This is a genomic window from Pseudonocardia halophobica, assembly GCF_027922425.1.
Lineage (GTDB): Bacteria > Actinomycetota > Actinomycetes > Mycobacteriales > Pseudonocardiaceae > Pseudonocardia > Pseudonocardia halophobica.
The window spans coordinates 1-25170 of sequence record NZ_BSFQ01000032.1; the positions used below are offsets into that span (position 1 = coordinate 1).

The 25170-nt window shown below is 69.7% G+C and carries 20 protein-coding genes; 15 read left to right on the plus strand and 5 right to left on the minus strand.

The features are described from left to right. Nucleotides 1–114: 114 nt before the first annotated feature. On the plus strand, nt 115–903 hold the full coding sequence (locus tag PKE99_RS27775; RefSeq protein ID WP_269323043.1) for a zinc-binding dehydrogenase: 789 nt from the start codon (nt 115–117) through the stop codon (nt 901–903). A 425-nt stretch (nt 904–1328) separates the two neighbouring features. On the opposite strand, the gene PKE99_RS27780 is transcribed toward PKE99_RS27775, so the two are convergent. From PKE99_RS27780 to lipP1, 5 genes are all read right to left on the minus strand, one after another. Continuing rightward, nucleotides 1329–1925 carry a TetR/AcrR family transcriptional regulator gene (locus PKE99_RS27780; protein ID WP_037050693.1) on the minus strand — a complete coding sequence of 199 codons (597 nt, stop codon included), beginning with the start codon at nt 1923–1925 and terminating at the stop codon, nt 1329–1331. Then, complete coding sequence (locus PKE99_RS27785) at nt 1922–2473, minus strand: TetR/AcrR family transcriptional regulator (protein ID WP_231498365.1); 552 nt, start codon at nt 2471–2473, stop codon at nt 1922–1924. Before PKE99_RS27785 ends, PKE99_RS27780 begins: the two co-directional genes overlap by 4 nt. Before the next feature lie 237 nt (nt 2474–2710). Next, complete coding sequence (locus PKE99_RS27790; protein WP_037050687.1) at nt 2711–3838, minus strand: NDMA-dependent alcohol dehydrogenase; 1128 nt, start codon at nt 3836–3838, stop codon at nt 2711–2713. Nucleotides 3839–4169: 331 nt separating this feature from the next. Next, nucleotides 4170–5807, minus strand: a complete 1638-nt coding sequence (locus PKE99_RS27795) for a flavin-containing monooxygenase (protein WP_037050685.1) — start codon at nt 5805–5807, stop codon at nt 4170–4172. Nucleotides 5808–5851: 44 nt separating this feature from the next. Continuing rightward, nucleotides 5852–6787 carry a LipP1 family hormone-sensitive lipase gene (lipP1, locus tag PKE99_RS27800; RefSeq protein WP_081924567.1) on the minus strand — a complete coding sequence of 312 codons (936 nt, stop codon included), beginning with the start codon at nt 6785–6787 and terminating at the stop codon, nt 5852–5854. Nucleotides 6788–7397: 610 nt separating this feature from the next. On the opposite strand from lipP1, the gene PKE99_RS27805 reads away from it, so the two are divergent. The 14 genes from PKE99_RS27805 to PKE99_RS27870 all read left to right on the plus strand — a co-directional run bounded on the left by PKE99_RS27805 (nt 7398) and on the right by PKE99_RS27870 (nt 25170). Then, the gene (locus tag PKE99_RS27805; RefSeq protein ID WP_037050682.1) at nt 7398–7742 is read left to right on the plus strand and encodes a DUF485 domain-containing protein; all 345 of its coding nucleotides are present in this window, start codon (nt 7398–7400) and stop codon (nt 7740–7742) included. Next, the gene (locus tag PKE99_RS27810) at nt 7739–9295 is read left to right on the plus strand and encodes a solute symporter family protein (protein ID WP_037050679.1); all 1557 of its coding nucleotides are present in this window, start codon (nt 7739–7741) and stop codon (nt 9293–9295) included. Before PKE99_RS27805 ends, PKE99_RS27810 begins: the two co-directional genes overlap by 4 nt. Nucleotides 9296–9352: 57 nt before the next feature. Beyond that, a complete protein-coding gene (locus tag PKE99_RS27815) occupies nt 9353–10987 on the plus strand; it encodes a class I adenylate-forming enzyme family protein (protein WP_081924566.1) in 1635 nt (544 codons plus the stop codon). Nucleotides 10988–11072: 85 nt separating this feature from the next. Further along, nucleotides 11073–11906, plus strand: coding sequence for an SRPBCC family protein (locus PKE99_RS27820; RefSeq protein WP_051737998.1), 834 nt, complete (start codon nt 11073–11075; stop codon nt 11904–11906). Further along, complete coding sequence (locus tag PKE99_RS27825) at nt 11903–13321, plus strand: aldehyde dehydrogenase family protein (protein WP_051737997.1); 1419 nt, start codon at nt 11903–11905, stop codon at nt 13319–13321. Before PKE99_RS27820 ends, PKE99_RS27825 begins: the two co-directional genes overlap by 4 nt. Then, a complete protein-coding gene (locus PKE99_RS27830) occupies nt 13318–14460 on the plus strand; it encodes a zinc-binding dehydrogenase (protein WP_051737996.1) in 1143 nt (380 codons plus the stop codon). The genes PKE99_RS27825 and PKE99_RS27830 overlap by 4 nt, the downstream gene beginning before the upstream one ends. After that, entirely contained in the window at nt 14457–15254 is a 798-nt protein-coding gene (locus PKE99_RS27835; protein ID WP_037050677.1) for an MBL fold metallo-hydrolase, read from the plus strand. The genes PKE99_RS27830 and PKE99_RS27835 overlap by 4 nt, the downstream gene beginning before the upstream one ends. A 13-nt stretch (nt 15255–15267) precedes the next feature. Beyond that, nucleotides 15268–16032, plus strand: coding sequence for an SDR family NAD(P)-dependent oxidoreductase (locus PKE99_RS27840; protein ID WP_037050674.1), 765 nt, complete (start codon nt 15268–15270; stop codon nt 16030–16032). A gap of 37 nt (nt 16033–16069) precedes the next feature. Beyond that, complete coding sequence (locus PKE99_RS27845) at nt 16070–18457, plus strand: xanthine dehydrogenase family protein molybdopterin-binding subunit (RefSeq protein WP_063739842.1); 2388 nt, start codon at nt 16070–16072, stop codon at nt 18455–18457. Then, entirely contained in the window at nt 18454–19185 is a 732-nt protein-coding gene (locus PKE99_RS27850; protein ID WP_037050671.1) for an enoyl-CoA hydratase, read from the plus strand. The genes PKE99_RS27845 and PKE99_RS27850 overlap by 4 nt, the downstream gene beginning before the upstream one ends. A 4-nt stretch (nt 19186–19189) precedes the next feature. Beyond that, a complete protein-coding gene (locus PKE99_RS27855) occupies nt 19190–19999 on the plus strand; it encodes an FAD binding domain-containing protein (RefSeq protein WP_037050668.1) in 810 nt (269 codons plus the stop codon). A 9-nt stretch (nt 20000–20008) separates the two neighbouring features. Beyond that, nucleotides 20009–20479, plus strand: a complete 471-nt coding sequence (locus PKE99_RS27860; RefSeq protein ID WP_037050666.1) for a (2Fe-2S)-binding protein — start codon at nt 20009–20011, stop codon at nt 20477–20479. A gap of 265 nt (nt 20480–20744) precedes the next feature. Continuing rightward, nucleotides 20745–21473 carry a Crp/Fnr family transcriptional regulator gene (locus PKE99_RS27865; RefSeq protein WP_037050663.1) on the plus strand — a complete coding sequence of 243 codons (729 nt, stop codon included), beginning with the start codon at nt 20745–20747 and terminating at the stop codon, nt 21471–21473. 109 nt (nt 21474–21582) lie between these two features. Next, nucleotides 21583–25170 (plus strand): indolepyruvate ferredoxin oxidoreductase family protein, encoded by a 3588-nt coding sequence (locus tag PKE99_RS27870; protein ID WP_051737995.1) that lies wholly within the window; start codon nt 21583–21585, stop codon nt 25168–25170.

The following is a 25170-nucleotide window of genomic DNA, read 5'->3' on the forward strand; positions in this document are numbered from 1 at the left end:
CGGAACTCCGGCGGGTGAGGAGCGGGCACGGACGACATCCTTCCCGGCGGACGGCGTCCGCCTCAGGGCAGGTGTCCGGCGTCAGGGGCCAAGCTCAACCCGGTGTTGGTGTACGTGGTCTGGGCATGTGGGCACTGTCGGCCATGCGTGGAGGGACGGGACAACGTCTGCTCGACCGTCGGCGGCCGAAACGGCTACCCCACGACCCCGGGTCTCGGCCCGCAGGGCGGAATGGCAGAGTTCATCAAGGTGGAAGCTCGCTTCCTGGAGCCCCTTGGCGATCTTGCCCCGGTTCGCGTGGCCCCGCTAGCCGACGCCGGGCTCACCCCGATGCACGCGATCAACGGGGCGCGACACCGCCTCACACCCGGAGCAACCGCCGTCGTGATTGGCCTCGGCGGGCTCGGACACCTCGGACTGCAGATCCTCACTGCCACAACCGGGACTCGGATCATCGCCTTGGACACCGACGCGGAGAAGCTCAAATCCGCCTCCCGGTATGGCGCCGACGTGGTGCTGGCGAGCGACGCCACGGCGGCCGAGCAGATCCTCGAGCTCACCCAGGGATACGGTGCTGACGCGGTGTTCGACTTCGTTGGCGTGCAGCCGACAGTCGACCTGGCGGCTCAGGTGATAGCCCCGGACGGTGCGCTCCGCCTGGTTGGCCTGGGGGGCGGGTCACTTACTTACGCAGCAGAACCCTCCACAGTTCCTCTCCCCTGGGGGGTTGACGTGCGCCGCTCCTTTGCAGGCACTCGGTCCGACCAGCGACAGGTCATCGACCTCGCGCGTCACGGGAAGATCGATATCGAGGTGGTGCCGTACACCCTCGAAGACGGGGTGCAGGCGTTCGATGACCTAGAGGCAGGTCGGATCGTCGGTCGTATCGTCCTGACGCCGTAAGGTCCAGGGCTGCGCTCGTACTGCTTGAGGGTGGGCCGCAGATGGGTGGCTGCTGTGCTGTGCCTCGTCACCAGGCAGCCGTTCATCTCCGGCCTACACGGTCGAACGATCGACAGTTCGCTCGGCGTCTGCGCACGGACCCTGACCTGATTTCCTGGCGGGCACCCGGAATCGGGCAAGGGCTGGCAGCCGGGTGTGGGTTGCGTCCGATCCGGTAGAGCGCGCTCGCGCACCGTTCTTCCTGTGCAGGCGCGGGGCCCCGCGCAGCGCTCGCGGTCCTGGATCCGCGACGTCAGGAGGTGAAGCACGAGGCTAGGAGCGTTCCGAGCTACCGCTGAGCAGCGGTCAGCATTCCGCGACGCAGCGCGATGCAGCAGCAGGCGTCGTTGTGGCACCAGCTCGAACCGGCAGTGCCCGGACGTGCGTCAGCTTCGCCCCAGGCCCACGATGTTGAGAGCGAACTCGGTGTACTCGCGGGCGACTTGATCAGGGCCGATCGGGCCGTCGTCGTGGTACCAGCGTGCGATGCTGACGCACATCTCGCGGATTGCGAACGAGGCCAGGGCGGGGGAGTCGACGGTGAACCGGCCGGCCGCGACGCCGTCGCTGATGATCGCGCGGAGCGCGTGTTCGTGCTCGCGCCGCAGCGCCTGCATCTGTGAACGAAAGGGCTCGTCCAGGCTTGAGGTGTCCCGGTTGACCACGATCGCCTCCCGCCGGTGGGTGGCATGCCGCCGGGCGTAGACCAGTACGGCGTGGTAAAGCCGGTCAACGGGGTCGGTACGGCCCTCCGTGGCTGTGCGGAAGTCGTTCAGTACCCCGCGGACGGTGTCGGCGACGATCGTCTGCAGCAGCTCCTGCTTGGAGCGCATGTGGTTGTACAGGCTCGGGGTACGGACCTCGAGTGTGTCGGCGATCTGGCTTAGGGCTGTGCCGTGGTAGCCGCGTTCCGCGAACAGGGTCAGGGCGGTGTCGAGGACGGCGCGACTGGTCACTGTGTCACGGGTGGCGGCGCTGGTCACGGGCGATACCTCACGATTCGGAGAGCGAACTCGGCATACTCGTCGGCGACCTGCGTGGCGGTGCGGGGGCCGTCTTCTCGGAACCAGCGAGCAATGCTGACGCTCATCTCCAGGATGGCGAAGGAGGCGAGGGCGGCGTTGCCGACCGCAAAGGCTCCACACTCGATGCCTCGGGCGATGATCGAGCGGACGGCGCGCTCGTGGTCGCGCCGCAGCTGCCGCATGGCGGAAAGTGCGGGCTCCGGCAGGCTGGTGGTGTCCCGGTTGACGATCAGCGCCTCGCGGCGGTGGGTCGCATGGCGTAGCGCGTAGACCCTTGTGGCTTCGCGAAGCAGAACGACGGGGTCGTCCGCCCCCGCAGTCGCGGCGTGGAAGTCAGCCAAGACATGGTTGAGCGTCTGCTCGACGATGGTCTCGAGGAGCTCCTGTTTCGAGCGCATGTGGTTGTAGAGGCTGGGGGTGCGGATGCCGAGCCTCTCCGCGATCTGGCTCAGTGCCGTGCCGTGGTACCCGCGCTGGGCAAACAAGGTGAGCGCAGCGTCGAGCACGGCCTCACTTGTCACCGCGGGCCGGACCGCCGACTCGGCAGTGCGGACATCTGCTGACGGCATGCGATACAACCTCTATTTCAGCACGGCTCTGACAGCCTACCTGCACACCAGACGGTCAAGCCCGCTGGCGTCGGTCGACGCGAGCTCCGCGGTGGTGGCCAGGCGGTTGGAGGGGGCCGAGCGCAAGTCCGTGTTCGCGGCCCCTGCTGTCGATGACGGCCACCGGACGGTGCATCACCAGTCGGCCTCGGCGTAGCGGACGACGCCGCGCAGGTTCTTCCCGTCGCGCATGTCCTGGTAGCCCTGGTTGATCTCCTCCAGGGTGTACGTGCGGGTCACCAGCTCGTCGAGCTTGAGCCGGCCGGCGCGGTACTCGTCGAGCAGCCGGGGGATCTGGGTACGCGGACTGATCCCGCCGAAGATCGCGCCCTGGATCCGCTTCTGCAGCAGGGCCAGCTCGAACAGCCCGACCTTGGCGTCGACCTGCTGCATGTCCGCGATCGCCGTGACGACGACCTGACCGCCCTTCGCCGTGAGGTCCAGCGCCGGCTGGATCATGTCGCCCTCCAGCTCACCGACGGTGAGCGCCACGGTGTCGGCCATGGTGCCCCAGGTGAGGTCGCGCAGCGGCTCGAGCGCCTCGGACATGGAGGAGAAGGTGTGGGTGGCACCGAACTCCTGGGCCCACTCGCGCTTGTAGGCCACCGGGTCCACGGCGACGACCATCCGGGCGCCCGCCGCCGCGGCGCCCTGCACCGCGTTGATCCCGACGCCGCCCACGCCGACGACCACCACGACGTCGCCCGCCTTCGTGCCGCCGATCGAGGCCGTGGAGCCCCAGCCGGTGGATACGCCGCAGCCCAGCAGGGCCGCGGTGGCCAGGTCGACGTCCTTCTCGATCTTGATGACGGACGACTGGTTCACGCAGACGTACGGCGAGAACGTGCCGAGCAGGCACATCGGCGACACCGGGTTGCCGGATGCGGTGATCCGGAACGTGTCGTCGGCGATCGCCTTGCCGGTCAGCAGGTTCGCGCCCTGGTCGCACAGGTTCTGCATGCCCTTCGAACAGGGCTTGCAGACGCCGCAGGCGGGGATGAAACCGAGGACGACGTGGTCGCCCTCCTCCAGCCCGACGACGCCCGGGCCCACCCGGGTCACCACGCCGGCGCCCTCGTGCCCGCCCAGCACCGGGTAGACCGGCAGCTCATTGGCCCCGGTGCGGACGTGCTCGTCGGAGTGGCAGAGGCCGGTGGCGGCGAGCCGGACCTGCACCTCGCCCGCGACCGGATCCCCGATCTCGATCTCCTCGACCTTCCAGTCGGTGTTCGGCTCGTACAGCAGGGCACCCTTGGTCTTCATGAATCCTCTGACGTCGGAGTAGCGATGTTCCTGGTGAGCAGGGGCTGGTCCGAGGCCCGGGACCGCTCGCTAGGCCGTTAGCCAGCTCCATCGGCCCCGACCTCGCCAGCTGTTGCGCCGCTGATAGCAGACCCTGCCTCGGCAGCGAGCAGCGCGGTAGAACGGTTTCCTCGCCCCGGGGATCACCGGGAGGCCCCGGGTGCCGGTGCAGATGAGTGCGTGGCATGGCCGGGTAAGCGGGCCGGTGTCAGCCACAGGCGGTCCGAGTGGGCGCACCGGGCTGCAGTCGACGGACGACCGCAGCCCGGTGTCGCTCAGGAACCCGTGCCGCCTAGCCCTGGAGTCCAGGGGCGGCTGAGGCGAAGGAGAACCCGCGGAAGTCATCAGCGACGACCTCGCGCCAGATCTGCTCGTAGGTTCCGACGCCGCCCGCGTAAGGCATGAAGACGACCTTCTTGCCGGGCACGTTCCGACCGGTGTACCAGGCGTTGGCCTTCCATGCTTCGCGGTAGAGCGACCGTTGGGCGACCTCGGCGACGTGCTCCATCCACGACTTCTCAGCAGTGGAGTCCGCCTCGACAACCTGGTGACCGCTCAGCTCCGCGTGTCGAATGAGCGTGCTGATGAAGTCGACAGATTGCTCGCCGGTCACCACGGCGTTAGAGAGCACCGACGGGCCTCCGGGGCCGGTGACCAGGAACAGGTTCGGGTAGCCGGATACGAGTACGCCTAGGTAGGTGGACGGCCCCTCGCTCCAGGTCTCACGCAGGAGCCCAGATCGGCCGGTGATGTCGATCGAGGTGAGAGCACCGGTCATCGCGTCATAGCCCGTCGCAAAGATCAAGTCGTCCACCGCGTAATGGCCGCGCGAGGTCTGGAAGCCCTCAGGGGTGATCCCCACGATCGGCTCCTCGCGGGCGTCGACGAGGCTGACGTTGTCCCGGTTGAACGTCTCGTAGAAGTTTGTCCCAATGCAGAGCCTGTTGACCCCAATGGGGTAGCCGTGCGGAGTCAGCGTCTCCGCAGTGCGGGAATCCTTGACGATCTCGCGGATCTTTGCGCGAGCGAACTCGGCGAGGATGTCGTTCACGGCGGGGTTCATGATGCCGCTGTTCGACCGGTAGGACGTGACGAACAGAATGAACGTCCCGGCCTGCCAGTGCTCTTCGAGGATCGCGGTCCGCTCCTCCTCGGAGATCTTGTCCAGCTCGACCTCCGGAGAGTCCAGCGGAGTACCGAAGTCCGCGTACCGCGCCTTGGCTCGAAGAAGCGGGTAGTTGACCCTCGTGGTGAGCCACTCTTCCGCCGTCAGCGGGCGATTTGCCGCCGGCACCACAAATTTCGGAGTTCGCTGGACCACGGTAAGCGACTCGGCAGCGTCGGCGACCACCGGAATTGCCTGTACGGCCGTCGAGCCCGTGCCGATGATGGCGACCCGTCGACCGCGGAAGTCGACCTCCTCATGCGGCCAGCGTCCGGTGTGGAACCATCGTCCCTCGAACGTGTCGAGGCCCGGGACCTCCGGGGTCTTCGCCGCGGTGAGCGTTCCGGTCGCCATGACGACATACCGCGCGACAATGCGTTCCCCGCTGTCCGTTCGCACGGTCCAGCGGCCGGAGTCGTCGTCCCACTCCGCAGCTACCACGGAGGTGTTGAACGTGATCTGCGGGTACAGGTTCTCGCGCTCGGCGATATGCTCGAGGTATTCGAGAATCTTCGGCTGGCGCGGGTAGATCTCAGGCCATTTCCACTCTTGGTCGAGATCCGGGAGGTAGGACGCCGAGTAGAAGATGCTCGGCGTATCGCAGCGAGCGCCGGGATAGCGGTTCCAGTACCAGGTCCCCCCGACTCCGGAACCACGCTCGATCACTCGAGCTGACAGGCCGAGTTTCCGCGCCTTCGTGAGCTGGTAGAGGCCAGCGAAACCAGCGCCGACGATCAGGACGTCGACGTCGTTGGAATTGTCCACCTGTTCTTCCTTGAATGATAGTGGCCCCGACTGGGGTCGCGCGGTCAGTTGGAGAGCGCAGAGCGCAGGCGCCGGCCGATCTCAGCGGCGACACCGTGCGCTTCGGTGATGAGAGCAGGGAACCAGTAGAAACCGTGGATCAGCGACGGGTACGAAAGGTGCTCAGCCGGAACGCCCGATCCCTGCAGCGCGTCGACATAGGCAGCGCCTTCGTCACGCAACGGATCAAAGCCGGCTGTGATCACGGTCGCCGCCGGAAGGCCTGCGTGGCTCGTTGCCAGAAGCGGCGACGCGTACGCCTCGCCCGCTCTCGCTGGATCAGTGAGGTAGTGCGAGTAGAACCAGTCGATGTCCTCCTTCTCGAGCATGTACCCCTTGGCGTTCTCGACGTCCTTCGACGGATACTCGTTGTTCGTGAGGTCGACGTTGGGATACAGCAGGACCTGATGTGCGATCTCGGGGCCGCCGCGATCTCTCGCCATGATCGAGACGACTGCCGCCAGGTTGGCACCTGCGCTGTCGCCGGCGACCACGAGTCGCTGTGGATCTCCTGCAAGTTCCGGCGCGTGCGCCGCCACCCACTTCACCGCTGCGTAGCAGTCCTCGGGCGCTGCCGGGTACGGGTGCTCCGGGGCAAGGCGATACCCGACCGAGATGACGACGGCGCCTGCTTCCCGAGCAATTAGCCGACACCCCTGGTCAGCCGTCGCGATCGAACCGATCACGAAGCCCCCGCCGTGGAAGTAGACGACGAGGGGGAACGGACCGTCTCCCTCCGGGGTGTAGATCCGCACTGGGAGCTCGCCGGCCGGACCGGGGATTGCGCGGTCGACAACTGCGGCCAGCGGGAGAGGAGGACCCTGGGCAAAGCTCGGATCGGGAACCCTCAGCCGCGCGTCAGCGACACTTCCTTCGGCGAGCGGGGGGAGATTCTGCTCGGTGATCGCGGCCAGCAGAGCAGCTGCTTCATGATCCAACATCCTGATGGCTACTCCTCGTTGAGATTGACCTGAGCTGCCGAGATCGTCACCCTCAGGTCGGCGATGTCGTGAGGACACGGGGCTGCGCCGACCCTGCCGAGCTATTCCGACAGACGACAGGTGCTCGCCGGGTCTCCAGCCTTCGCGGCCGACGGGACGCAGTGCGGCTTGCCTGCCGTTTCGGGGCTCACTAGCGGTCGTTAGTAGCTTCCCGGTGAAGGAGTGAATCAGCACCTCGTATGGATGTCAACGTCTCGTTGCGCGCTGACGTGCAGCCAGGTGGTCGTACTGAACTCGTAGGCGCGACGCGACGGGTCGACCGTGCGTGAATCGGGGTTCCCGGCTCAGCCGCTCCCTGGCGGGAGGCTCCCGTAGTTGGGCCCGGAGCTGCGGCATCCCGAGCGTTCTCGCAGGTGGCCTGGTTTCAGGGCGCAGCCGCCGCCCGCGCCGGACACCTGTCCCTGCCTGGTCGGCTGGGCATCGCAAAGACATTCCTTCAGGTGGAGCGGCGCAACCCCTTGCCAGGGCTCGCAAGCGGCACTACGTTTCCGACCCAGACTTATGAGCGTTAGCTAGTCTAGCGTGGCCGTTCCAACGTCGGAGGACCTCGATGACGAGATCGCAGGAAGTCGACTGGACGACCCTCCGGGCGTCCGAGCCGTTCCAAGAACTGCTGGCACACCGGAGCCGGTTCGTTCGAGCAGCCAGCACTGTCCTGCTCTGCTGGTTCGTGGTGTTCCTCGCCGTCATCGGCGCAGCTCCCGACTTCGCGGGCACGGTGGTGTTCGCGGGGCTCAGCGTCGGGTTCCTGCTCGGCCTGAGCCAGTTCGTGCTGGCGTGGTTTTTGACTTGGCTCTACCTGCGCGCTGCCAACACCCGGTTCGCGCCGCTGGAGGACCAGGTGCGGGCCCTCACCGAGGCCGCGGCGACGGAGGGACCGGAGGTGGCGCGGTGAACGCCACCCGCCTGATTGCTTTCGCGGTGCTGGTCGGCGTCACGCTCGCGGTGACCGTCTGGGCGTCGCGGCGCACCCGCTCGGCGACCGAGTTCTTCGCCGCCGGCCGGAGCATCTCCGGGCCCCAGAACGGCCTGGCCATCGCGGGCGACCTGATGTCGGCGGCGACCTTCCTCGGGTTCACCGGGCTGATGTACCTGTCGGGCTTCGACGGCTGGATCATGCCGTCGGTCACCCTGGTCGCGTTCGTGCTGATCCTGTTGCTGTTCGCCGAGCGGATGCGCAACGCCGGCCGGTTCACCGTGGCCGACGTGCTGTCCTTCCGGCTGCGCGACCGCCCGGTGCGGGCGGCCACCGCGGCCTCGACCGTCCTGGTCGCGGTCATCTACCTCGTGGCGCAGCTCGTCGGTGCCGGCGTGCTGATCCGCGCGCTGACCGGGCTGTCCTTCGTCCCCGCGGTGATCCTGACCGGGCTGGCGATGCTCGCCTACGTGGTCTTCGGCGGAATGCTCGCCACGACCTGGGTACAGATCATCAAGGCTGTGCTGCTGCTGGTGGCGGGCGCGGCCCTGACGCTCGGCGTGCTGATGCGCACCGGGTTCGACCTCGGCTTGCTGTTCACGACCGCGGCGGCGAACAGCCCCGCCGGGGACGCCTTCCTCGCCCCGGGTGGTTCTGGGCGCTCGTTCCTGGACACCGTCTCCGTCGCCCTGGCCTTCGCCATTGGCACCGCGGCGCTGCCGCACATCCTGATCCGTTTCTTCACCGTCCCCGACGCCCGCCAGGCGCGCAGTTCGGCGGGCTGGGCCACCGGTCTGATCGGCGTCTTCTTCGTCATGACCGCCGTCATCGGGTTCGGCGCCCGCGCCCTGTTGCCGGCCGAGGCCGGCCCGGCGGTCGGCAAGAGCGGCAACCTCGCCGCGCCCCTGCTCGCGGAGTTCCTCGGCGGCGGGCCGGGCACCTTCGGCGGCGATCTGTTCGTCGCGTTCGTGTCCGCGGTGGCGTTCGCGACGATCCTCGCCGTGGTCGCCGGCCTGGTGCTCTCGGCCTCCGGCGCGGTCGCGCACGACCTGTGGGCCAACGTCGTGCGCCGCGGATCGGACACCGGTGGGGAGACGGCCGTGGCCCGTGTGGCCGCCGCCGGGATCGGGATCGTCGCGATCGTGATCACGCTGCTGATGGGCCCGAACTTCAACGTGGCATTCCTGGTCGGGCTGGCTTTGTCGGTCGCCGCCGGGGCCAACTTCCCCGCCCTGCTCCTGGCCCTGACCTGGCGGAGGTTCACCACGACCGGCGCGATCGCCGGGATTGTCGCCGGGCTCGTCACCTCAGTGGTGTGCATCGTGCTGGGCCCGTCGGTATGGCCGGGCGGCCCCGAGACGGCGCCCTACCCCGTCGAGTACCCGACGCTGCTCGCAATCCCGCTCGGCTTCCTGGCCTGCTGGATCGGCACGCTGCTGTCCTCGGAGCGCGGCGCACAGCGGACTTTCGACGAGTTGCAGGTCCGCGCCCAGACCGGGATCGGGTCCGAGCCGACTCCGACTACGCACTAGCCGCCCCGGGGCGACGGACATCCGAGACATCCACACCAACCCACTCGAGGAGGAACGGTGCTGCGCACGGAGTACATCGCCACCGTGCCCGAACTCCTGGCCGGCCATGCCGAGACCAGGCCCGACCAGATTGCTTACATCGACGACCAGCGCAGCCTCACCTACGGCGACCTCGCCGGGACCACCGCCCAGATCGCCGGGCATCTGCAACGCATGGGTGTCCGGCCCGGCGACCGCGTCCTGCTCTACCTGGACAACCGGGTCGAGGTCGCCGAGTCCTACCTGGCCGTCCCGCGGGCGGGCGCAGTGGCTGTGTGTGCCAACCCGCAGGCTGCCACCGCCGAGGTCGCGCACATCCTGACCGACAGCGGCTCCAGAGTCGTGATCACCGACGCGGCGCACCTGGCGATCGTGCGTGAGCTCGCACGGGGCGCGGACCTGCTCGCCGTGGTCGTCGTTGGCGACGCCGAGGGTGCACCAGGCCCGGTGGAGGAGGTCGCCTACGCGGATCTGCTCGCCGCCCTGCCGATCGAAGCTCCGCGGGACTGCCTCGGGCTCGACGACACTGCCTGGATGCTGTACACGTCCGGCACCACCGGCCGGCCGAAGGGTGTCTACCTCACCCAGCGCGGCTGCTTCTGGGTGGTCGCGGCCTGCTGGGCGCCCATCCTCGGACTCGGGCCCGACGACGTCGTGCTCAGCGCCCTGCCGCTGTTCCACTCCTACGCCCTGGTGCTCTGTGTGCTGGGGGTGTTCGCGGTCGGTGCGACGACGCGGCTCCTGTCGCGGTTCTCGGTGACCGACACCGCGTCGCGCTTCACGGGTGGACCGGAAGGCGACGTCACTGTCTTCCCCGGCGTCCCGACGATGTTCCACTATCTGCTCGACCGCGTCGGCGACCAGGGCTTCAGCGCGCCCGCCCTGCGTGCCTGTGTGTCCGCCGGGGCGATCCTGCCGGCCGCGGTCAACGAGAAGTTCGAGGCGGCCTTCGGCATCCGCCTGCTCGACGGCTACGGCATCACCGAGACTTCGACGATGGTCACGATGAACTGGCCCACCGGGACCCGGGTGATGGGGTCGTGCGGGCTGCCGCTGCCGGGGCTGTCGGTGCGGTTGGTCGACCCGCAGTCCGGCAAGGACGTCATGCCGGGGGAGGAGGGCGAGCTGTGGGTACAGGGCCCCAACGTCACCCCCGGCTACCACAACCTGCCTGAGGCCACCGCAGCGGTCCTGGTCGACGGCTGGTACCGCACCGGTGACCTCGCGCGCCGCGACGCCCACGGCTACCTGCGGATCAGCGGCCGCACCAAGGAGCTGATCATCCGCGGCGGGGAGAACATCTACCCGGCCGAGGTCGAGGACGCGCTCATCGCTTCCGATCAGGTCAAGGACGCTGCGGTCGTGGGCATGCCGCATCTGCACCTCGGCGAGATACCGGTCGCGTTCGTGGTGCCCATCACGCCGGGCCATCTCGACCACGAGGCAGTCCTGGCTGTCGCGCGGGCCCGCCTGTCGTCGTTCAAGCTGCCCGAGCGTCTGATCGAGTGCGAGGACATTCCTCGCACCGGCTCCGGAAAAATCCTGCGCTTCCGGCTCCAGGAGCAACTCGCCGAGGAAGACGGCACCACGAACGGGGAGATGGCCCGAGACTCGCACGCTCGTGAGCCGGCGCCAAGCTCGACAGCCGGGTGACCGAGCGCACCTGTCGTTTGGCTGGAGGCCCTCGTCGGCCTATAGTAACTAAGGAGCGTTAGTTAGTGAGGAGCGCGGAGAAGCAATGGAGCTGACGAACACGTTCAGCGTGGCCGAGCCGGTCGACCGCGCCTGGGCAGTCATCACCGACCTCGAGCGGGTGGCCCCGTGTCTGCCCGGTGCGGCCCTTCTGGGGATCGACGGCGAGGACTACAAGGGTGCGGTCAAGATCAAGGTCGGCCCGGTCACCGCCCAGTACGAGGGCGTGGCCAGGTTCGCCCAGCGCGACGACGACAAGCACCACGCCGTGCTGCGCGCCGAGGGTCGCGACGTGCGCGGCCAGGGCAACGCCGCGGCGACCATCGACCTGCAGCTCAACCCGCAGGGCAACGGTACCGAGGTCGTGGTGGTGACCGAGCTCGAGCTGGCCGGCAGGGTCGCCCAGTTCGGGCGCGGGGTCATCGCCGACGTCAGCGGCAAACTGATCGGGCAGTTCGCCCGTCGCCTCGAGGAGGAGATGGGTCGCGAGCCCGGCGAGGAGCCCGGGCAGGGATCCGCGGCGGCCGGAGGCGGCGCTGCACGGCCCGCTGCGCGGCCCGCGGCACCGGTCGCGACGCAGACGCCGACCGTGGCGCGACCCCGGTCGGTCGACGACGTCGAGCCGCTGGACCTGATGGCGACCGGCGGCGGTGCCGTACTCGGCCTGCTGAGGCAGCAGGCGCTGCCGCTCGGCGCGGGCCTGGTCGGGCTGCTGCTCGGCTGGCTGCTGGCGCGCGTGAGCCGGCGCTCGCCCGCGGGCGGCGTGCCGGTCGCCGGTGTTGGGCCGGCCGCGGCCGCCGGCGCGGCGCCCCTGGTGCTGCAGCTGGTGCTGCCGCCGACCCGCAACACGACCGTGCACGACGTGGAGGGAGACCGATGAGCGACGGGACCGTGGAGCTGATCCACGAGCCGAAGCTGTACATCGACGGCCGCTGGGCCCCGGGCGGCGGCGCCGACCTGGACGTGGAGAACCCGGTCACCGAGGAGGTGACCGGCCGGATCACGCAGGCCTCGACCGACGACGTCGAGGCGGCGGTGGCCGCGGCGAAGAAGGCGTTCCCCGCCTGGGCCGCGACGCCGGTGGCCGAGCGGGCCGCGTTCCTGCGCCGGTTCAGTGAGGTGCTCAAGGGGCGGGCGGACACGTTCGCAGACATCGTCAACCGCGAGCAGGGCTCGCCGCCCAGAGTCGCCAGGGCGCTGCACGTCGACACCCCGATCGCCGTCGTGGACGCCACCATCGACGCCCTCGAGCAGTTCCCGTTCACCGCCGAGCTCGGCAACTCGATCATCCGGCGCGAGCCGGTCGGCGTCGTCGCCGCGATCACGCCGTGGAACCTGCCCCTGCACCAGGTCGTGGTGAAGGTCGTGCCCGCCATCGCCGCGGGCGCCACCGTCGTCCTCAAGCCCGCGGGTCTGACCCCGCTCGCTGCGTTCGAGCTGGCCCGAGCCTTCGACGCCGCCAGGCTGCCCGCGGGCGTGTTCAACCTCGTCCCGGGAAGCGGCCGGGTGGTGGGGGACCTGCTCACCCGGCACCCGGACGTCGACCAGGTCTCGTTCACCGGGTCCACGCCCGTGGGCCGCACCATCGCTGCCACGGCGGCGCAGACCCTCAAGCGGGTCACCCTGGAGCTCGGCGGGAAGTCTCCGAGTGTGGTGCTGTCCGGGGCCTCCGACGACCAGCTGGCGACCGCGGTCAAGGTCACCGTGGCGAACTGTTTCCTCAACGGCGGCCAGACCTGCACCGCTCTGTCCCGGTTGATCGTGCCGGCGGACCGGCTCGCGCAGGTCGAGGAGCTCGCCGCCGCGGCCGCCGCGAAGTACGTCCCCGGCGCCCGGCTGGGCCCGCTGATCTCCGCGGAGCAGCGCAAGGAGGTCCAGTCGTTCCTGGAGCCGGGCGCCGGCGGAGCGCAAGCGGTGACCGTGACGTCACAGGTCGAGCTGCCGGAACGGGGCTACTACGTCAGCCCCACCGTGGTCTCCCGGGTCGACCCGAACTCCCGCCTCGCGCAGGAGGAGGTGTTCGGTCCGGTGCTGTCGATCCTCGCCGCCGGCTCCGACGATGACGCGGTCGCCCTGGCCAACAACAGCATCTACGGCCTGGGTGGAGCGGTGTGGGGTCCGGACGACGCGGCGTTGGACGTCGCGGCGCGGCTGCAGACCGGGCAGGTCGACGTGAACGGTGGCGCGTTCAACCCGGGCGCGCCGTTCGGCGGGTACAAGCAGTCCGGCACCGGGCGGGAGATCGGCGAGTACGGCATCGCCGACGTGTGCGAGATCAAGGCGGTGCAGCGATGAGCGTGGAAACCCAGCACACCACGGACACCGCGGGCGACTATCCCCACGAGGTCCGCGCCGCGGTGCTGCGCGAGGCCGGGGCGCCGATGTCGGTGGAGACGATCCGGCTCAAGGCCGTCGGGCCGACGGACGTGCGGGTGCGGATCGAACGCACCGGCGTGTGCCACTCCGATCTCTCGCTGGCCACCGGCAAGCTGGCCCAGCCGCTGCCCGCCGTGCTCGGGCACGAGGCCTGCGGCACCGTCGTCGAAACCGGCCCCAAGGTCACCGACCTCCAGGCCGGGCAGCGGGTGATCCTGTTGTGGATCACGCCCTGCCGCGGCTGCTACCCGTGCACCCACGGCCAGCCGCACTTGTGTGAGAACGGGTCGAGCCGCTCGACCGAGCCCTACGCTGTGACGGCCGACGGGGAGCCGGTCTACCCGGGTCTGACCGTCGGGTCCTTCGCCGAGGAGACGGTCGTGCCGCGCGGCGCGCTGGTCCCGGTGCCCGATGACATCGACACCGCCGACGCCGCGCTGCTCGGCTGCGCGGTCATGACCGGTGTCGGCGCGGTCACCCACACCGCGAAGGTCACCGAGGGCGCGTCCGTGCTCGTCGTCGGGCTGGGTGGTGTCGGGCTGTCGGTGCTGCAGGGCGCGCGGCTGGCCGGGGCCTCGACGGTCATCGCCGTGGACCGCAACGTGGACAAGGCCGCGCAGGCCACCGCGGCAGGGGCGACCCACTTCGTGCCCGCCGACGAGGGCACCAAGAAGGCCGTGCGAGGCCTGACCGGCGGCCGCGGAGCCGACTTCACCTTCGACTGCGTGGGCTCGTCGCGGACCATCCGCGACATCTGGGGCCTCACCCGGCGCGGCGGCACGGCCGTCGTCGTCGGCATCGGGGGCAAGGACGACACGGTCAGCTTCTCCGCGCTCGAGCTCTTCCACTTCGCCCGCACCCTGCAGGGCTGTGTGGCCGGCTCAGTCGACGCCGAGGCCGACATGCCCCGATTCTTCGACTGGGTCCGCTCCGGCGAACTCGACCTGCGCGGCCTGGTGACCGGACACGGCAGCCTTGCCGACGTCAATCACGCCCTCGACGAGCTCGCCGCGGGCCGCGGTGTTCGCACCCTACTCACCCCCGGCGGGCCGTCGTGAAGATCGGCGCCATCGAGATCGTGCCCCTGCTCGACGGGGTCGGCCGCGAAAAGGCCGACGAGGTCCTGACCCGCCCAGGGGTCCCTGACGCCTGGGCGTGCCATTCCGAGCATCTGGACGAGCACGGATCCCTGCATCTCGACCTGGGTGGGTTCCTCGTCGCCACCGGTCACCGGCTCGTGCTGGTCGACACAGGCGTCGGCACCATCAACAACGGCAAGTACTCCGGTGGGGCCTTCCTGGACTCGCTGCGCGCTGTGGGCGTGGGACCGGAGCAGGTGACCGACGTCGTGTTCACCCACCTGCACTTCGACCACGTCGGCTGGGCGACGAAGAAGGGCCAGGTCGTCTTCCCCAACGCGACCTACCGGGTGCACACAGCCGACTGGGCGCACTTCGTCGAGTCCGCCGATGCAGATCCCGGTGCGGTGCGCAAGCTGAGCCCCTTGGAGAGCCGGCTGGAGACCTTCGACGCCGACCGAGCGATCGCCCCCGGCCTGAGCACTCGGCACACCCCCGGCCACACGCCCGGCTCCACCGTCTACGTCGTCTCGGACGGCGACGAGCGGGCGTTGCTGCTCGGCGACGTTGTGCATTCGGTGGTGGAGTTGCACGAGCGGGACTGGGAGGCGGTCTTCGACGTCGACCCGGTCGCCGCGAGTGCGGTGCGCAACGCCCTCGCCGACGAGGTGGCCGACTCGACCGACCTCGTCGTCGGTGCCCACTTCCCCGGGCTGCGCTTCGGCCGGGTGATCACGACATTCGGCAACCGCCGCTTCCAGCAGATCGTCTAGGAGACACCACGTCATGGATCTTCAGCTTTCCGGAACGAACGTCCTGGTCACCGGTGCCGGGCAGGGCCTGGGCCGGGCGCTCGGGCTCGGTTTCGCCCGCGAGGGCGCCAACGTCGCGTTCCACTACAACTCCTCCGCCGACGGCGCCGAGAAGGCCGCCGCCGAAGCCGCCGAGCTGGGCGTCAAGGCCATCGCCGTCGGCGGTGACCTGCGCGATGTCGACGCCGTGGCCGGCATCGTCGAGCGCGTCGAGACCGAGCTCGGGCCGATCGAGGTGCTGGTCAACAACTCGGCGGTGACCAAGAAGCAGCGCTTTCTCGAGTCGACCCCCCAGGACTGGGCACCGCAGATCGACGTCACCGTCACCGGGACGCTGCAGCTGACCCACGCCGTCGCCACGCGGATGGCCGAGCGCAGGTCCGGGTCGATCGTGAACCTCATGGGCGACTCGGGCCGGGTGGGGGAGTCCGGTCTGCTGGTCACCGCCACCGCTCGCTCCACCACGGTGGGGCTCACCCGTTCGCTGGCCAAGGAGCTGGCCCGGTTCGGGATCCGCGCCAACGCCGTGTCCCTCGCGCTGGTCCGCACCGACAACTTCGACGCCCACGCCGGCACGCCCGAGGCCGAGCAGATGAAGAAGATCCTCGCCCAGTACCCCCTGCGGCGGGTCGGGCATCCGGACGACATCACCCCGATGGTGCTGCTGCTCGCCTCGCCGCTGTCGTCCTGGACCACCGGGCAGGTCGTCTCGGTCAACGGCGGCTACGCGATGCCCTGAGCAGTCCGGGTCGGCCACACTGCAGCAAGGAGGACAGATGAGCGTGGACAGGGCGGACGGCACCGCGGCCGCGCCGCAGGCGACAGCGGCGGCTCCGGCGGGCGCGACGGAAGACAAGTCCGGCTCGCTCGGCCGCAACGTCCGGCGCAAGGAGGACCGGCGGCTGATCACCGGGCACGGCCGCTACGTCACCGACATCGAGCTGCCGCGTATGCGGCACGTGGCGTTCCTGCGCAGTCCCTACGGCCACGCCCGGATCACCGGCGTGGACGTCACAGCGGCCCGCGATGCCGGGTACCGGGTGTTCACCGGCCAGGACTTTTCGCACGTCGTGCTGCGAGCCCAGTCGGCGCTGCCCTCCTACGTCGAGACCGACCAGCCCGTCCTCGCCCACGAGAAGGTCTGCTTCTCCGGGGAGCCGGTCGCCGCCGTCGTCGCGAAGGACCGCTACCGCGCCGAGGACGGACTGGAGTTCGTCGACATCGACTACGAGGCGCTACCGGCCACCGTCTGCGCCTGGCAGGAGCCCGAGGTACCGGTGCACCCGGAGGCCCCGGACAACGTGCTCCTGCAGCGCACCTTCGACGCCGGCTCGGTGACCGACGCCTTCACCGCGGCCGACCTGATCGTGGAGCGTGAGCTCGTCACCAACCGGCACGCCGGCAATCCCATGGAGTGCCGTGCCGGGGTGGCGCTGTGGGACGCCGCCGACGGGAAGCTGACCTTCTACAACGGCACCCAGGTGCCGCACATCGTGCGGAACATGATCGCCGAGCTGATGGGCGTGCCGGAGGGCAAGGTCCGGGTCGTCGCCCCGGACGTCGGCGGCGGGTTCGGGGTCAAGGCCGTGCTCTACCCCGAGGACGTCGCGCTGTGCCTGATGGCGCGGGAGATGCCGGGGATCCCGCTGAAGTGGGTGGAGGACCGGGCCGAGCACCTGCTCGCGGCCGCCCACGCCCGCGACCACCGCTACCTGATCAAGGCCGGGTTCGCCTCCGACGGCACGCTGCTGGCCCTGGAGGCCGACGTCACGTGCAACGTCGGCGCCTACTCGGTCTATCCGTGGACGGCCGGCATCGAGCCGCTGATGGCCGGTGGGCTGCTCTCGGGCCCCTACAAGCTCGACAACTACCGGTGCACCGTGCGCGGTGTCGCCACCAACACCGCCCCGGCCGGCCCGTACCGCGGCGTCGCCCGCCCGGCCAGCGTGTTCGCGATGGAGGCGATGTTCGACGACGCCGCCGCGCGACTCGGGATCGACGCCATCGAGATCCGCCGCCGAAACGTCATCACCCCCGAGGACATCCCGTACAAGATGCCCTCCCGTCTCGTGGACGACTCCGGTCACTACGGGGAGTGTCTCGACAAGGCCCTCGACGCCCTGGACTACCCCGCGTTCCGCACCGAGCAGGCCCGCCGCCGCGAGGCCGGGGACAACCCGATCGGGATCGGGGTGGCGCTCTACAACGAGCTCACCGGGCTCGGGCGCGCCGCCAGCGCCGGGCCCCGGATGCCCTTCCGCACCGGGCACGACGCCTGCACCGTGCGGATCAACCCGGACGGGCGGGTCACCGTGATCTCCGGCATCACCTCCCAGGGCCAGGGCTCGGAGACCATGATCGCGCAGATCGTGTCCGACGCGATCGGTGTCGGCTACGACGACGTCGACGTCCGCATCGGCGACACCGACGAGGCCCTCTGGGGCTTCGGCGCGTTCTCCTCCCGCCAAGCCGTCATCGGCGGGGGCGCGGCCCACAACACCGCGGTCGCGGTGAAGGAGAAGCTGGTCAAGCTGGCCGCCGAGCTCATCGAGGCGGCCGAGGCCGACCTGCGCGTCGTCGACGGCGAGGTCTACGTGGTCGGCGAGCCCAAGGCCCAGATCTCGGTCGCCGAGCTCGCTCGGGTCGCCTACCTGGAGTCCAACCGGCTACCCGACGGTATCGACCCCGGGCTGGACGCCACCACCTTCTTCGACCCCATCCGCGGCGCCTTCGCCGCCGGCGCCCAGGCCGCGGCCGTGGAGGTCGACCGGACCACCGGCGAGCTGCGCATCCTGAAGTACGTCTGCGTCGAGGACGCCGGCCGGGCCATGCACCCGCAGATCGTCGACGGACAGATCGCCGGCGCCATCGCCCAGGGCCTCGGCGGGGCGCTCTACGAGCACCTCGTCTATGACGACGCCGGGAACCTGTCCACCGGCACGCTGCTGGACTACCTGATGCCCACCAGCGCCGAGGTACCCGACATGGTCATCGGCCACGTCTCGCACCCGGCCGCGAACCCGATCGGGGTCCGCGGCGTGGGGGAGGGCGGCACACTCGGCCCGAACGCGGTCCTCGCCGGCGCGCTGCGCGACGCGCTCGGCATCGACGTGAACACCCTGCCGATCAGCCCGGCGAGCGTGTGGAAGGAGCTGCACCCGTGATCGAGCTGACCTGGCATGACCGCGTCGCGGTCATCACCCTCGACCGGCCGGAGAAGCACAACGCGCTCAACATCGAGCTCTGCCACCGCATCCGCACCACGCTCGGCGACGCCCGTGCGGCCCGTGCGATTGTCCTCACCGGCAACGGCCGCAGCTTCTGCTCCGGGGCGGACCTCGACGAGGTCTACACCGCGGACTTCCGGGATGCGCTGTACAGCATGCTGCACGCCGTCACCGACGCCCCGGTCCCCGTGGTGGCGGCAGTCAACGGCGCCGCCATCGGGGCGGGCACCCAGTTCGCCATCGCTGCCGACTTCCGCGTGGTCGCCGCGCCTGCCCGCTTCGCAGTGCCAACGGCACGGATCGGGCTGGCCGTCGATCCGTGGACCATCCGCCGGCTCGCGCTCCTGGCTGGCAACGGAGTGGCACGGCGGCTGCTGGTGGCCTGCGATCAGATCGACGCCGACACCGCTCTGGCATGCGGGTTAGCTGATCTGTCCGGCACGCTCGAACAGGCTCTGACCTGGGCGCAGGGAATGATCTCGTTGGCCCCACTCACGCAGGCCTACTCCAAGCGCGTGCTCAACGAGATCTTCGAGCCCGAGTTCGACGAGCTCCTGGGCAAGCAGTTGAACGCGGCGTTCGAGGGGTGCTGGGCGAGCGAGGACTTCGCCGAGGGCCGCCTCGCCCGCACCGAGAAGCGTCCGCCCGTCTTCCGAGGGAAGTGAGCGCATGAAGTGCGCCCCGTTCGACTACGTCTGCGCCAACAGTGTCGAGGAGGTCGTCAAGGTCCTCGGCGAGGCCGACGGCGACGGCAAGATCCTGGCGGGTGGGCAGAGCCTGGTGCCCGTGCTCGCCCTACGGATGGCCCGGCCCAGCGTGCTCGTCGACGTCAACCGGGTCCCGGGCATGGGCCGAATCCGCCCCGTGGAGGGCGCGGTCGAGGTCGGTGCCCTCGTGCGGCACAGCCAGCTCGTGGAGCAGACCCACCACCCGCTGCTCGCTGAGGCCGCGCGCTGGATCGGGCACACCGCGATCCGGACCCGCGGCACGACCGGCGGGAGCATCGCTCACGCTGACCCGTCCGCGGAGCTACCGGTCGTCGCAGTCGGTGTCGGGGCGAGCGCGACGGTGGCCGGCCCGACCGGAGAGCGCACAGTCGCCGCCGACGAGCTCTTCGTGAGCGCCCTGGTGACCTCGCTCGACGACGACGAGATGATCGTCGGGGTTCGCTTTCCGCTGCCGACGCGGTGGGGCTTTGCCGAGTTCTCCCGCCGGCACGGCGACTTTGCGCTGGTCACGGCAGTTGTCGCCGAGGTCGACGGCCGGGTGAGGATCACCCTCGGTGGCGTCGCGGCCGTTCCGCAGAGGGCCCTTGCTGCCGAGCAGGTCCTTGCCGATGAGGGCACTGCCCATGACGCCGCCCGCGCGGCCGCCGCCGAGATCGATCCGACCGCGGACCTGCACGGCTCGGCCCCCTTCCGTCGCGCAATCGCGGGAGAGATGGTGCGCCGCGCCCTCGTCCGCGCCGGAATCGAGTAGGAGACACTGATGGACATCAGCTTCAGCGTCAACGGCGAAATAACGTATCTGCAGGTCGAGCCCCGCCGGACCCTGGCCGACGCTCTCCGTGAGGACTGCGGTCTCACCGGCACGCACCTCGGCTGCGAACACGGGGTGTGCGGCGCCTGCACCGTCCTCGTCGATGGGGAGCCGGCCCGTGCCTGCCTGATGTTCGCCGTGCAGGCCGACGGGACCTCGGTCACCACGATCGAGGGCCTGGAGGGAACCGACGGCCAGCTGCATCCGCTGCAGGAGGCGTTCGTCGCCCACCACGGCCTGCAGTGCGGCTTCTGCACACCCGGCATGCTGATGAGCGCCCTGCACCTGCTCGACACCGACCCCGACGCCGACCGGGAGACCATCCGCGACGAGATGTCGGGCAACATCTGTCGCTGCACCGGCTACCAAGGCATTGTCGACGCGATCGAGGCGGCATCATCGGCGATGAAGCAACACTGACGAACGCACGCCCGCGCTCGACGTCGCGATCCGGCCAGGTGTCAGCGCTTACAGGGGACTGTTGCCTCGTCGGGGGAGGTCCGGGCTGGAGGACCGGCAAAGGTGACCCGAAGGCGTTCGGGCTTACTTCGCCGCGTTATGGACGGGCCCGGCCTTCCTCTGATGTAGCCGATCGCCCGCGGCGTGACCACCTAGCGGTCTGACAACATGCTCACACGCTGACGATCACTGATACGCGCCCAGGCAATGACGCCAGGAGGGCCTCATGACTGGACAGCAGGAACTCGACGAATCGGGCGGGTACGGGCGCGCCCCGTCGGTGTCGATCACCTCGCCGTTCCTGCTGACCGAGGACCCCACCATCGCTCAGCAAATCGCCGCGCTCGGTCAGCCGCGCAGGTACCGGGCGGGGCAGTTCGTCTACCGGCAGGGCTCCCTGTCCGACTATTTCTTCCAGGTGGTCAGGGGGCGCCTGCGGATCTATCTCACTCGTGCCGACGGGACCGAGCGTGTGCTCTCCTACGCCGAGCCCGGCGCGGGGATCGGGGAGTCGACCTGCTTCGACGGGCTGCCGCGCTACGCCTCATGTGTCGCGATGGTGGACAGCGAACTGCTGGCGGTCAGCAAGCGCGCGGTGCTCGACGCGGGCCGGCTCGAGCCGGAGATCCTCGTGGAGATGACCCGACGGATCTCCCGCAAGGCCCGACTCTTCGCCATGCACATCGCGGCTGACGGCCTCCCGGCCTGCGGCCGCGTCGCCCTCATACTCGACCACCTTGTCGAGGCCTACGGGATCCCCTGCCCGGAAGGCGTGCGCCTGCGGGTCCAGTACTCGCTCGACGAGCTCGCACTCATGATCGGCGTGACCCGGGTGACCATGAGTCGGGAGCTCGCTCGTCTGATCGACGACGGGCTGGTGATCCGCCGTGGACGGGAGATCGTCGTCCCGGACGTCGCGGCCCTGCGTGTTGTTGCCGGGGATTACCGGCCCTGAGCCGGTTGCTGCTGCACTTTCTCGGCGGTCCGTATCACGTGTTACCGACGGTGTGCGGCACTCCTTGCCAGGCTTCGCCGGTCATCACTGACGAGGACGTGGAGCATTCATGACGACAGTCGAAGCCCGGCGTGTCGAGGAGCCTCGCCCGGCGAGCACGGTCTCGCTCGGCGACCGGTTCCGGCTCGACGAGGGCCGGGTCTTCCTCACTGGGGTTCAGGCGCTCGTGCGGGCGCCCCTCGACCAGGTGCGCCGCGACCGTCGAGCCGGCCTGCGCACCGGTGGCTTCATCACCGGCTTCCCGGGCTCGCCGCTCGGCGGTTACGACCTTTCGCTCAAGCAGAACCGCACGCTGCTCGGCGAGCACGGCATCGTCCACCAGATGGGCCAGAACGAGGAGCTCGCCGCCTCCGCCCTGATGGGCACCCAGCTGCTGGAGCGCTACCCGCACAGCCGCTACGACGGCGTCACGGGCTTCTGGTACGGCAAGGGCCCCGGTCTCGACCGTGCGGGCGACTCGCTGCGGCACGGCAACTTCGCGGGCACCACCATGCACGGCGCGGTGGTCGTGCTCTCCGGCGAGGACCACGAGGCGAAGAGTTCGTCGTTGCCGTACGAGCAGGAGTACGCCTTCGCCCATGCCGGGATCCCGGTGTTGTACCCCTCGTCGGTCGAGGAGTTCCTGACCTACTCGGCGCACGCGATCGGTATGTCCCGCTACTCGGGGTGCTGGGTGGCGATGAAGCTGATCGGCCAGCTGTGCGACGGGGGCCAGACGATCGACCTCGATCCCGAGCGGCTGAAGATCGTGGTGCCCGAGTTCGAGATCGACGGGCGCCCGTTCCGTAAGTGGCAGGACCACGCGTTCTTCCCCGGCAAGGTCGTGGAGACCGAGCGGCACGTCTTCACCGAGCGGCACCCGGCGGCCGTGGCCTACGCGAAGGTCAACGGGCTCAATGAGATCAAGATCCGGGGCCCGCACGACACGCTCGGCCTGGTCACCGCGGGCAAGAGCTACGCCGACACCTTGCAGGCGCTGCGTGACCTCGGCATCGGAGAGGACGACCTGCGTGCGGCCGGGGTCCGGCTGGTCAAGATCGGCGCGATCTACCCGCTGGACGCGGAGTTCGTCCGTGAGTCCACCCGCGACCTCGACGAGGTCGTGGTCGTGGAGGAGAAGCGGCCGATCCTCGAGGACGCGATCAAGGTCGTCCTCTGCAACGTGGCCTCTGGTCCGCGGGTGCACGGCAAGCGCGACCTCGAGGGCCGGGTGCGCTTCGCCGAGTACGGCAGCCTCGACGCCGACGCGGTCGCGCGCGGGCTCGCTCCGGTGCTGCGCCCGCGACTGCGCGAGCAGATCATCCTGGACCGGCGCACCGAGCAGCTCGAAGCCGTCAAGGCCCGCGACTACTCATCGAACCTCAAGCGCTCACCGAACTATTGCTCCGGCTGCCCGCACAACGTGTCCACGATCGTGCCCGAGGGCCGGGTTGCCTGGGGCGCACCGGGTTGCCACATCTTCGCGGCGGTCATGGACCAGCCCGAGCGGCAGATCGACGCCACCTTCCCGCTCGGCGGCGAGGGCGTCGCGTGGATCGGGCTCAGCCCGTTCACCGACCTGGAGCACGTCATCCAGAACCAGGGTGACGGCAGCCTGTTCCACTCCAGCTACCTGAGCATCCGCTGGTCGGTCGCCGCCGGCGTGAAGATGACCTATCGGATCCTCTACAACGGCGCGGTCGCCAACACCGGTGCTCAGGAGCCGATCGGCCAGGCCGAGGTCCCGAAGCTGGCCAGCCTGCTCGCCCTCGAGGGCGTGAAGAAGATCGGCATCATCGCCGAGGACCCGGCGGTCTACCGCAGGGCGGACCTGCCCTCGATCGCCTCGGTGCACGGTGCTGGGGACGTGCAGAAGGTCCTGAAGGACCTCGAGCAGGTCGACGGCGTCACGGTTTTCCTCTACGACGGCGAGTGCGCCAACGAGCGCCGCCGCCGCCGCAAGCGGGGCACCGCGCCCAAGGCCACCACGTTCGTGGTGATCAACGAGGATGTCTGCGAGAACTGCGGGGACTGCGGCGAGGTCACGAACTGCATGTCGCTGCACAAGAACGACACCGAGTTCGGGCCCAAGACGGCGATCCACCAGTCGTCCTGCAACCAGGACCACTCGTGCCTCAAGGGCGATTGCCCGTCCTTCCTCACCGTGCACAGCGAGGAGGGCTTCGCGGCGCCGGTCTACACCCCGCTCGAGGTCGACGCGGTGGCCGAGCCGAAGCGCCCCTCGCTCGACCGGCCCTACCACGTGTTCGTGCCCGGCGTCGGTGGCACCGGCGTGCTCACCCTGAACTCGATGCTGGCCTGGGCCGCGCTCGTGGACGGGGCCGAGGCGGTCAGCTACGACCAGACCGGGGCCGCCCAGAAGTGGGGCGCCGTGCTGAGCAGCCTGGTGCTGAGCCCCCGCGGCGAGCGGGCGGACTCGAACAAGGTCGGCATCGGCTGCGCGGACCTCTACCTGGCCGTCGACGCGATGGCCGCTGCCGACCCGGTCAACCTGGACCGCTGCTCGCCCGAGCACACCACGGCGCTGGTGAACACCGGCCTGCTGCCCAGTGGCGAGATGATCCGCAACAGCCACCTCGACGTGTCGGTCGACCCGATGATCGACTCGATCTCCCGGTTCACCGCCCGCACGGTCGCCGTGGACGCCCGGGCGATCGCCGAGACCCTGTTCGGCGACTACATGGCGACGAACATGGTGGCCGTGGGCGCGGCGTACCAGGCGGGCCTGCTGCCGATCTCGTCGGCCGCGATCGAGGAAGCCATTCGCCTCAACGGCACGGCCAGGGTGCAGAACCAGCAGGCGTTCCGCTACGGGCGGCTCGCCGTGGCCGACCCGGCCCGGGTCGCCGCGCTGATCTCGCCGCCGCCGCGCGACGCCGAGCAGGAGCGCGAGCACGTCCGCGGCCAGCTGGCGGAGAAGGAGCGCGCCGGCTACGACGCGCTCGTCGCGAAGGTCGCGGACCTGGCCGCGGAGGACCGGCGCCTGCTGGCCGTCCGGATCGGCGAGCTGATCGCCTTCCAGGACGCCGAGTACGCCGGGCGCTACGTCGATGTCGTGCTGGACGTGGCCCGCTGCGAGCGGGCGCGCCTGGGGGACAAGGCGGGCCTGCCGATCACCCGCGAGGTGATCCGCAACCTCTACAAGCTCATGGCCTACAAGGACGAGTACGAGGTGGCCCGCCTGCACCTGCGCGCCAGCCGCGAGCACCGCGTGTCGAGCCAGTTCGCCGGCAAGGTGAAGGTCACCTACAACCTGCACCCGCCGATGCTGCGCTCGATGGGCATGAAGAACAAGCTCAAGCTGCCCGCGCGCGTGCTCGACCCGGTCTTCGCCGTGCTGAGCGGGATGAAGAAGGTCCGTGGCACCAAGCTGGACGTCTTCGGCCGCGACCGGATACGCGTCGAGGAGCGCCGCCTCATCGACTGGTACATCGACCTCGTCCGCACCTCGATGGACGAGCTCAAGCTGCAGAACAAGGCCGCTGTGCTGGACATCGCCCGGCTGCCCGACGGCATCCGCGGCTACGAGGACATCAAGCTGCGGTCGGCGGCCGAGGCCATCGAGCGCGCGGAGGTCCTGCGCGGCCGGCTCAAGAACACCCTTTCCCTGCCCCTGCTGACGACGACGGAGAGCTGA

Bases quoted from the DNA above. Each gene is read 5' to 3' on its own strand.
- PKE99_RS27830 (WP_051737996.1), top strand. From the start codon at position 13,318: ATGAGCGTGGAAACCCAGCACACCACGGACACCGCGGGCGACTATCCC.
- PKE99_RS27845 (WP_063739842.1), top strand. From the start codon at position 16,070: ATGAGCGTGGACAGGGCGGACGGCACCGCGGCCGCGCCGCAGGCGACA.
- PKE99_RS27870 (WP_051737995.1), top strand. From the start codon at position 21,583: ATGACGACAGTCGAAGCCCGGCGTGTCGAGGAGCCTCGCCCGGCGAGC.
- PKE99_RS27855 (WP_037050668.1), top strand. From the start codon at position 19,190: ATGAAGTGCGCCCCGTTCGACTACGTCTGCGCCAACAGTGTCGAGGAG.
- PKE99_RS27790 (WP_037050687.1), bottom strand. From the start codon at position 3,838: ATGAAGACCAAGGGTGCCCTGCTGTACGAGCCGAACACCGACTGGAAG.
- PKE99_RS27860 (WP_037050666.1), top strand. From the start codon at position 20,009: ATGGACATCAGCTTCAGCGTCAACGGCGAAATAACGTATCTGCAGGTC.
- PKE99_RS27840 (WP_037050674.1), top strand. From the start codon at position 15,268: ATGGATCTTCAGCTTTCCGGAACGAACGTCCTGGTCACCGGTGCCGGG.
- PKE99_RS27865 (WP_037050663.1), top strand. From the start codon at position 20,745: ATGACTGGACAGCAGGAACTCGACGAATCGGGCGGGTACGGGCGCGCC.
- PKE99_RS27805 (WP_037050682.1), top strand. From the start codon at position 7,398: ATGACGAGATCGCAGGAAGTCGACTGGACGACCCTCCGGGCGTCCGAG.
- PKE99_RS27825 (WP_051737997.1), top strand. From the start codon at position 11,903: ATGAGCGACGGGACCGTGGAGCTGATCCACGAGCCGAAGCTGTACATC.
- lipP1 (WP_081924567.1), bottom strand. From the start codon at position 6,787: ATGTTGGATCATGAAGCAGCTGCTCTGCTGGCCGCGATCACCGAGCAG.
- PKE99_RS27820 (WP_051737998.1), top strand. From the start codon at position 11,073: ATGGAGCTGACGAACACGTTCAGCGTGGCCGAGCCGGTCGACCGCGCC.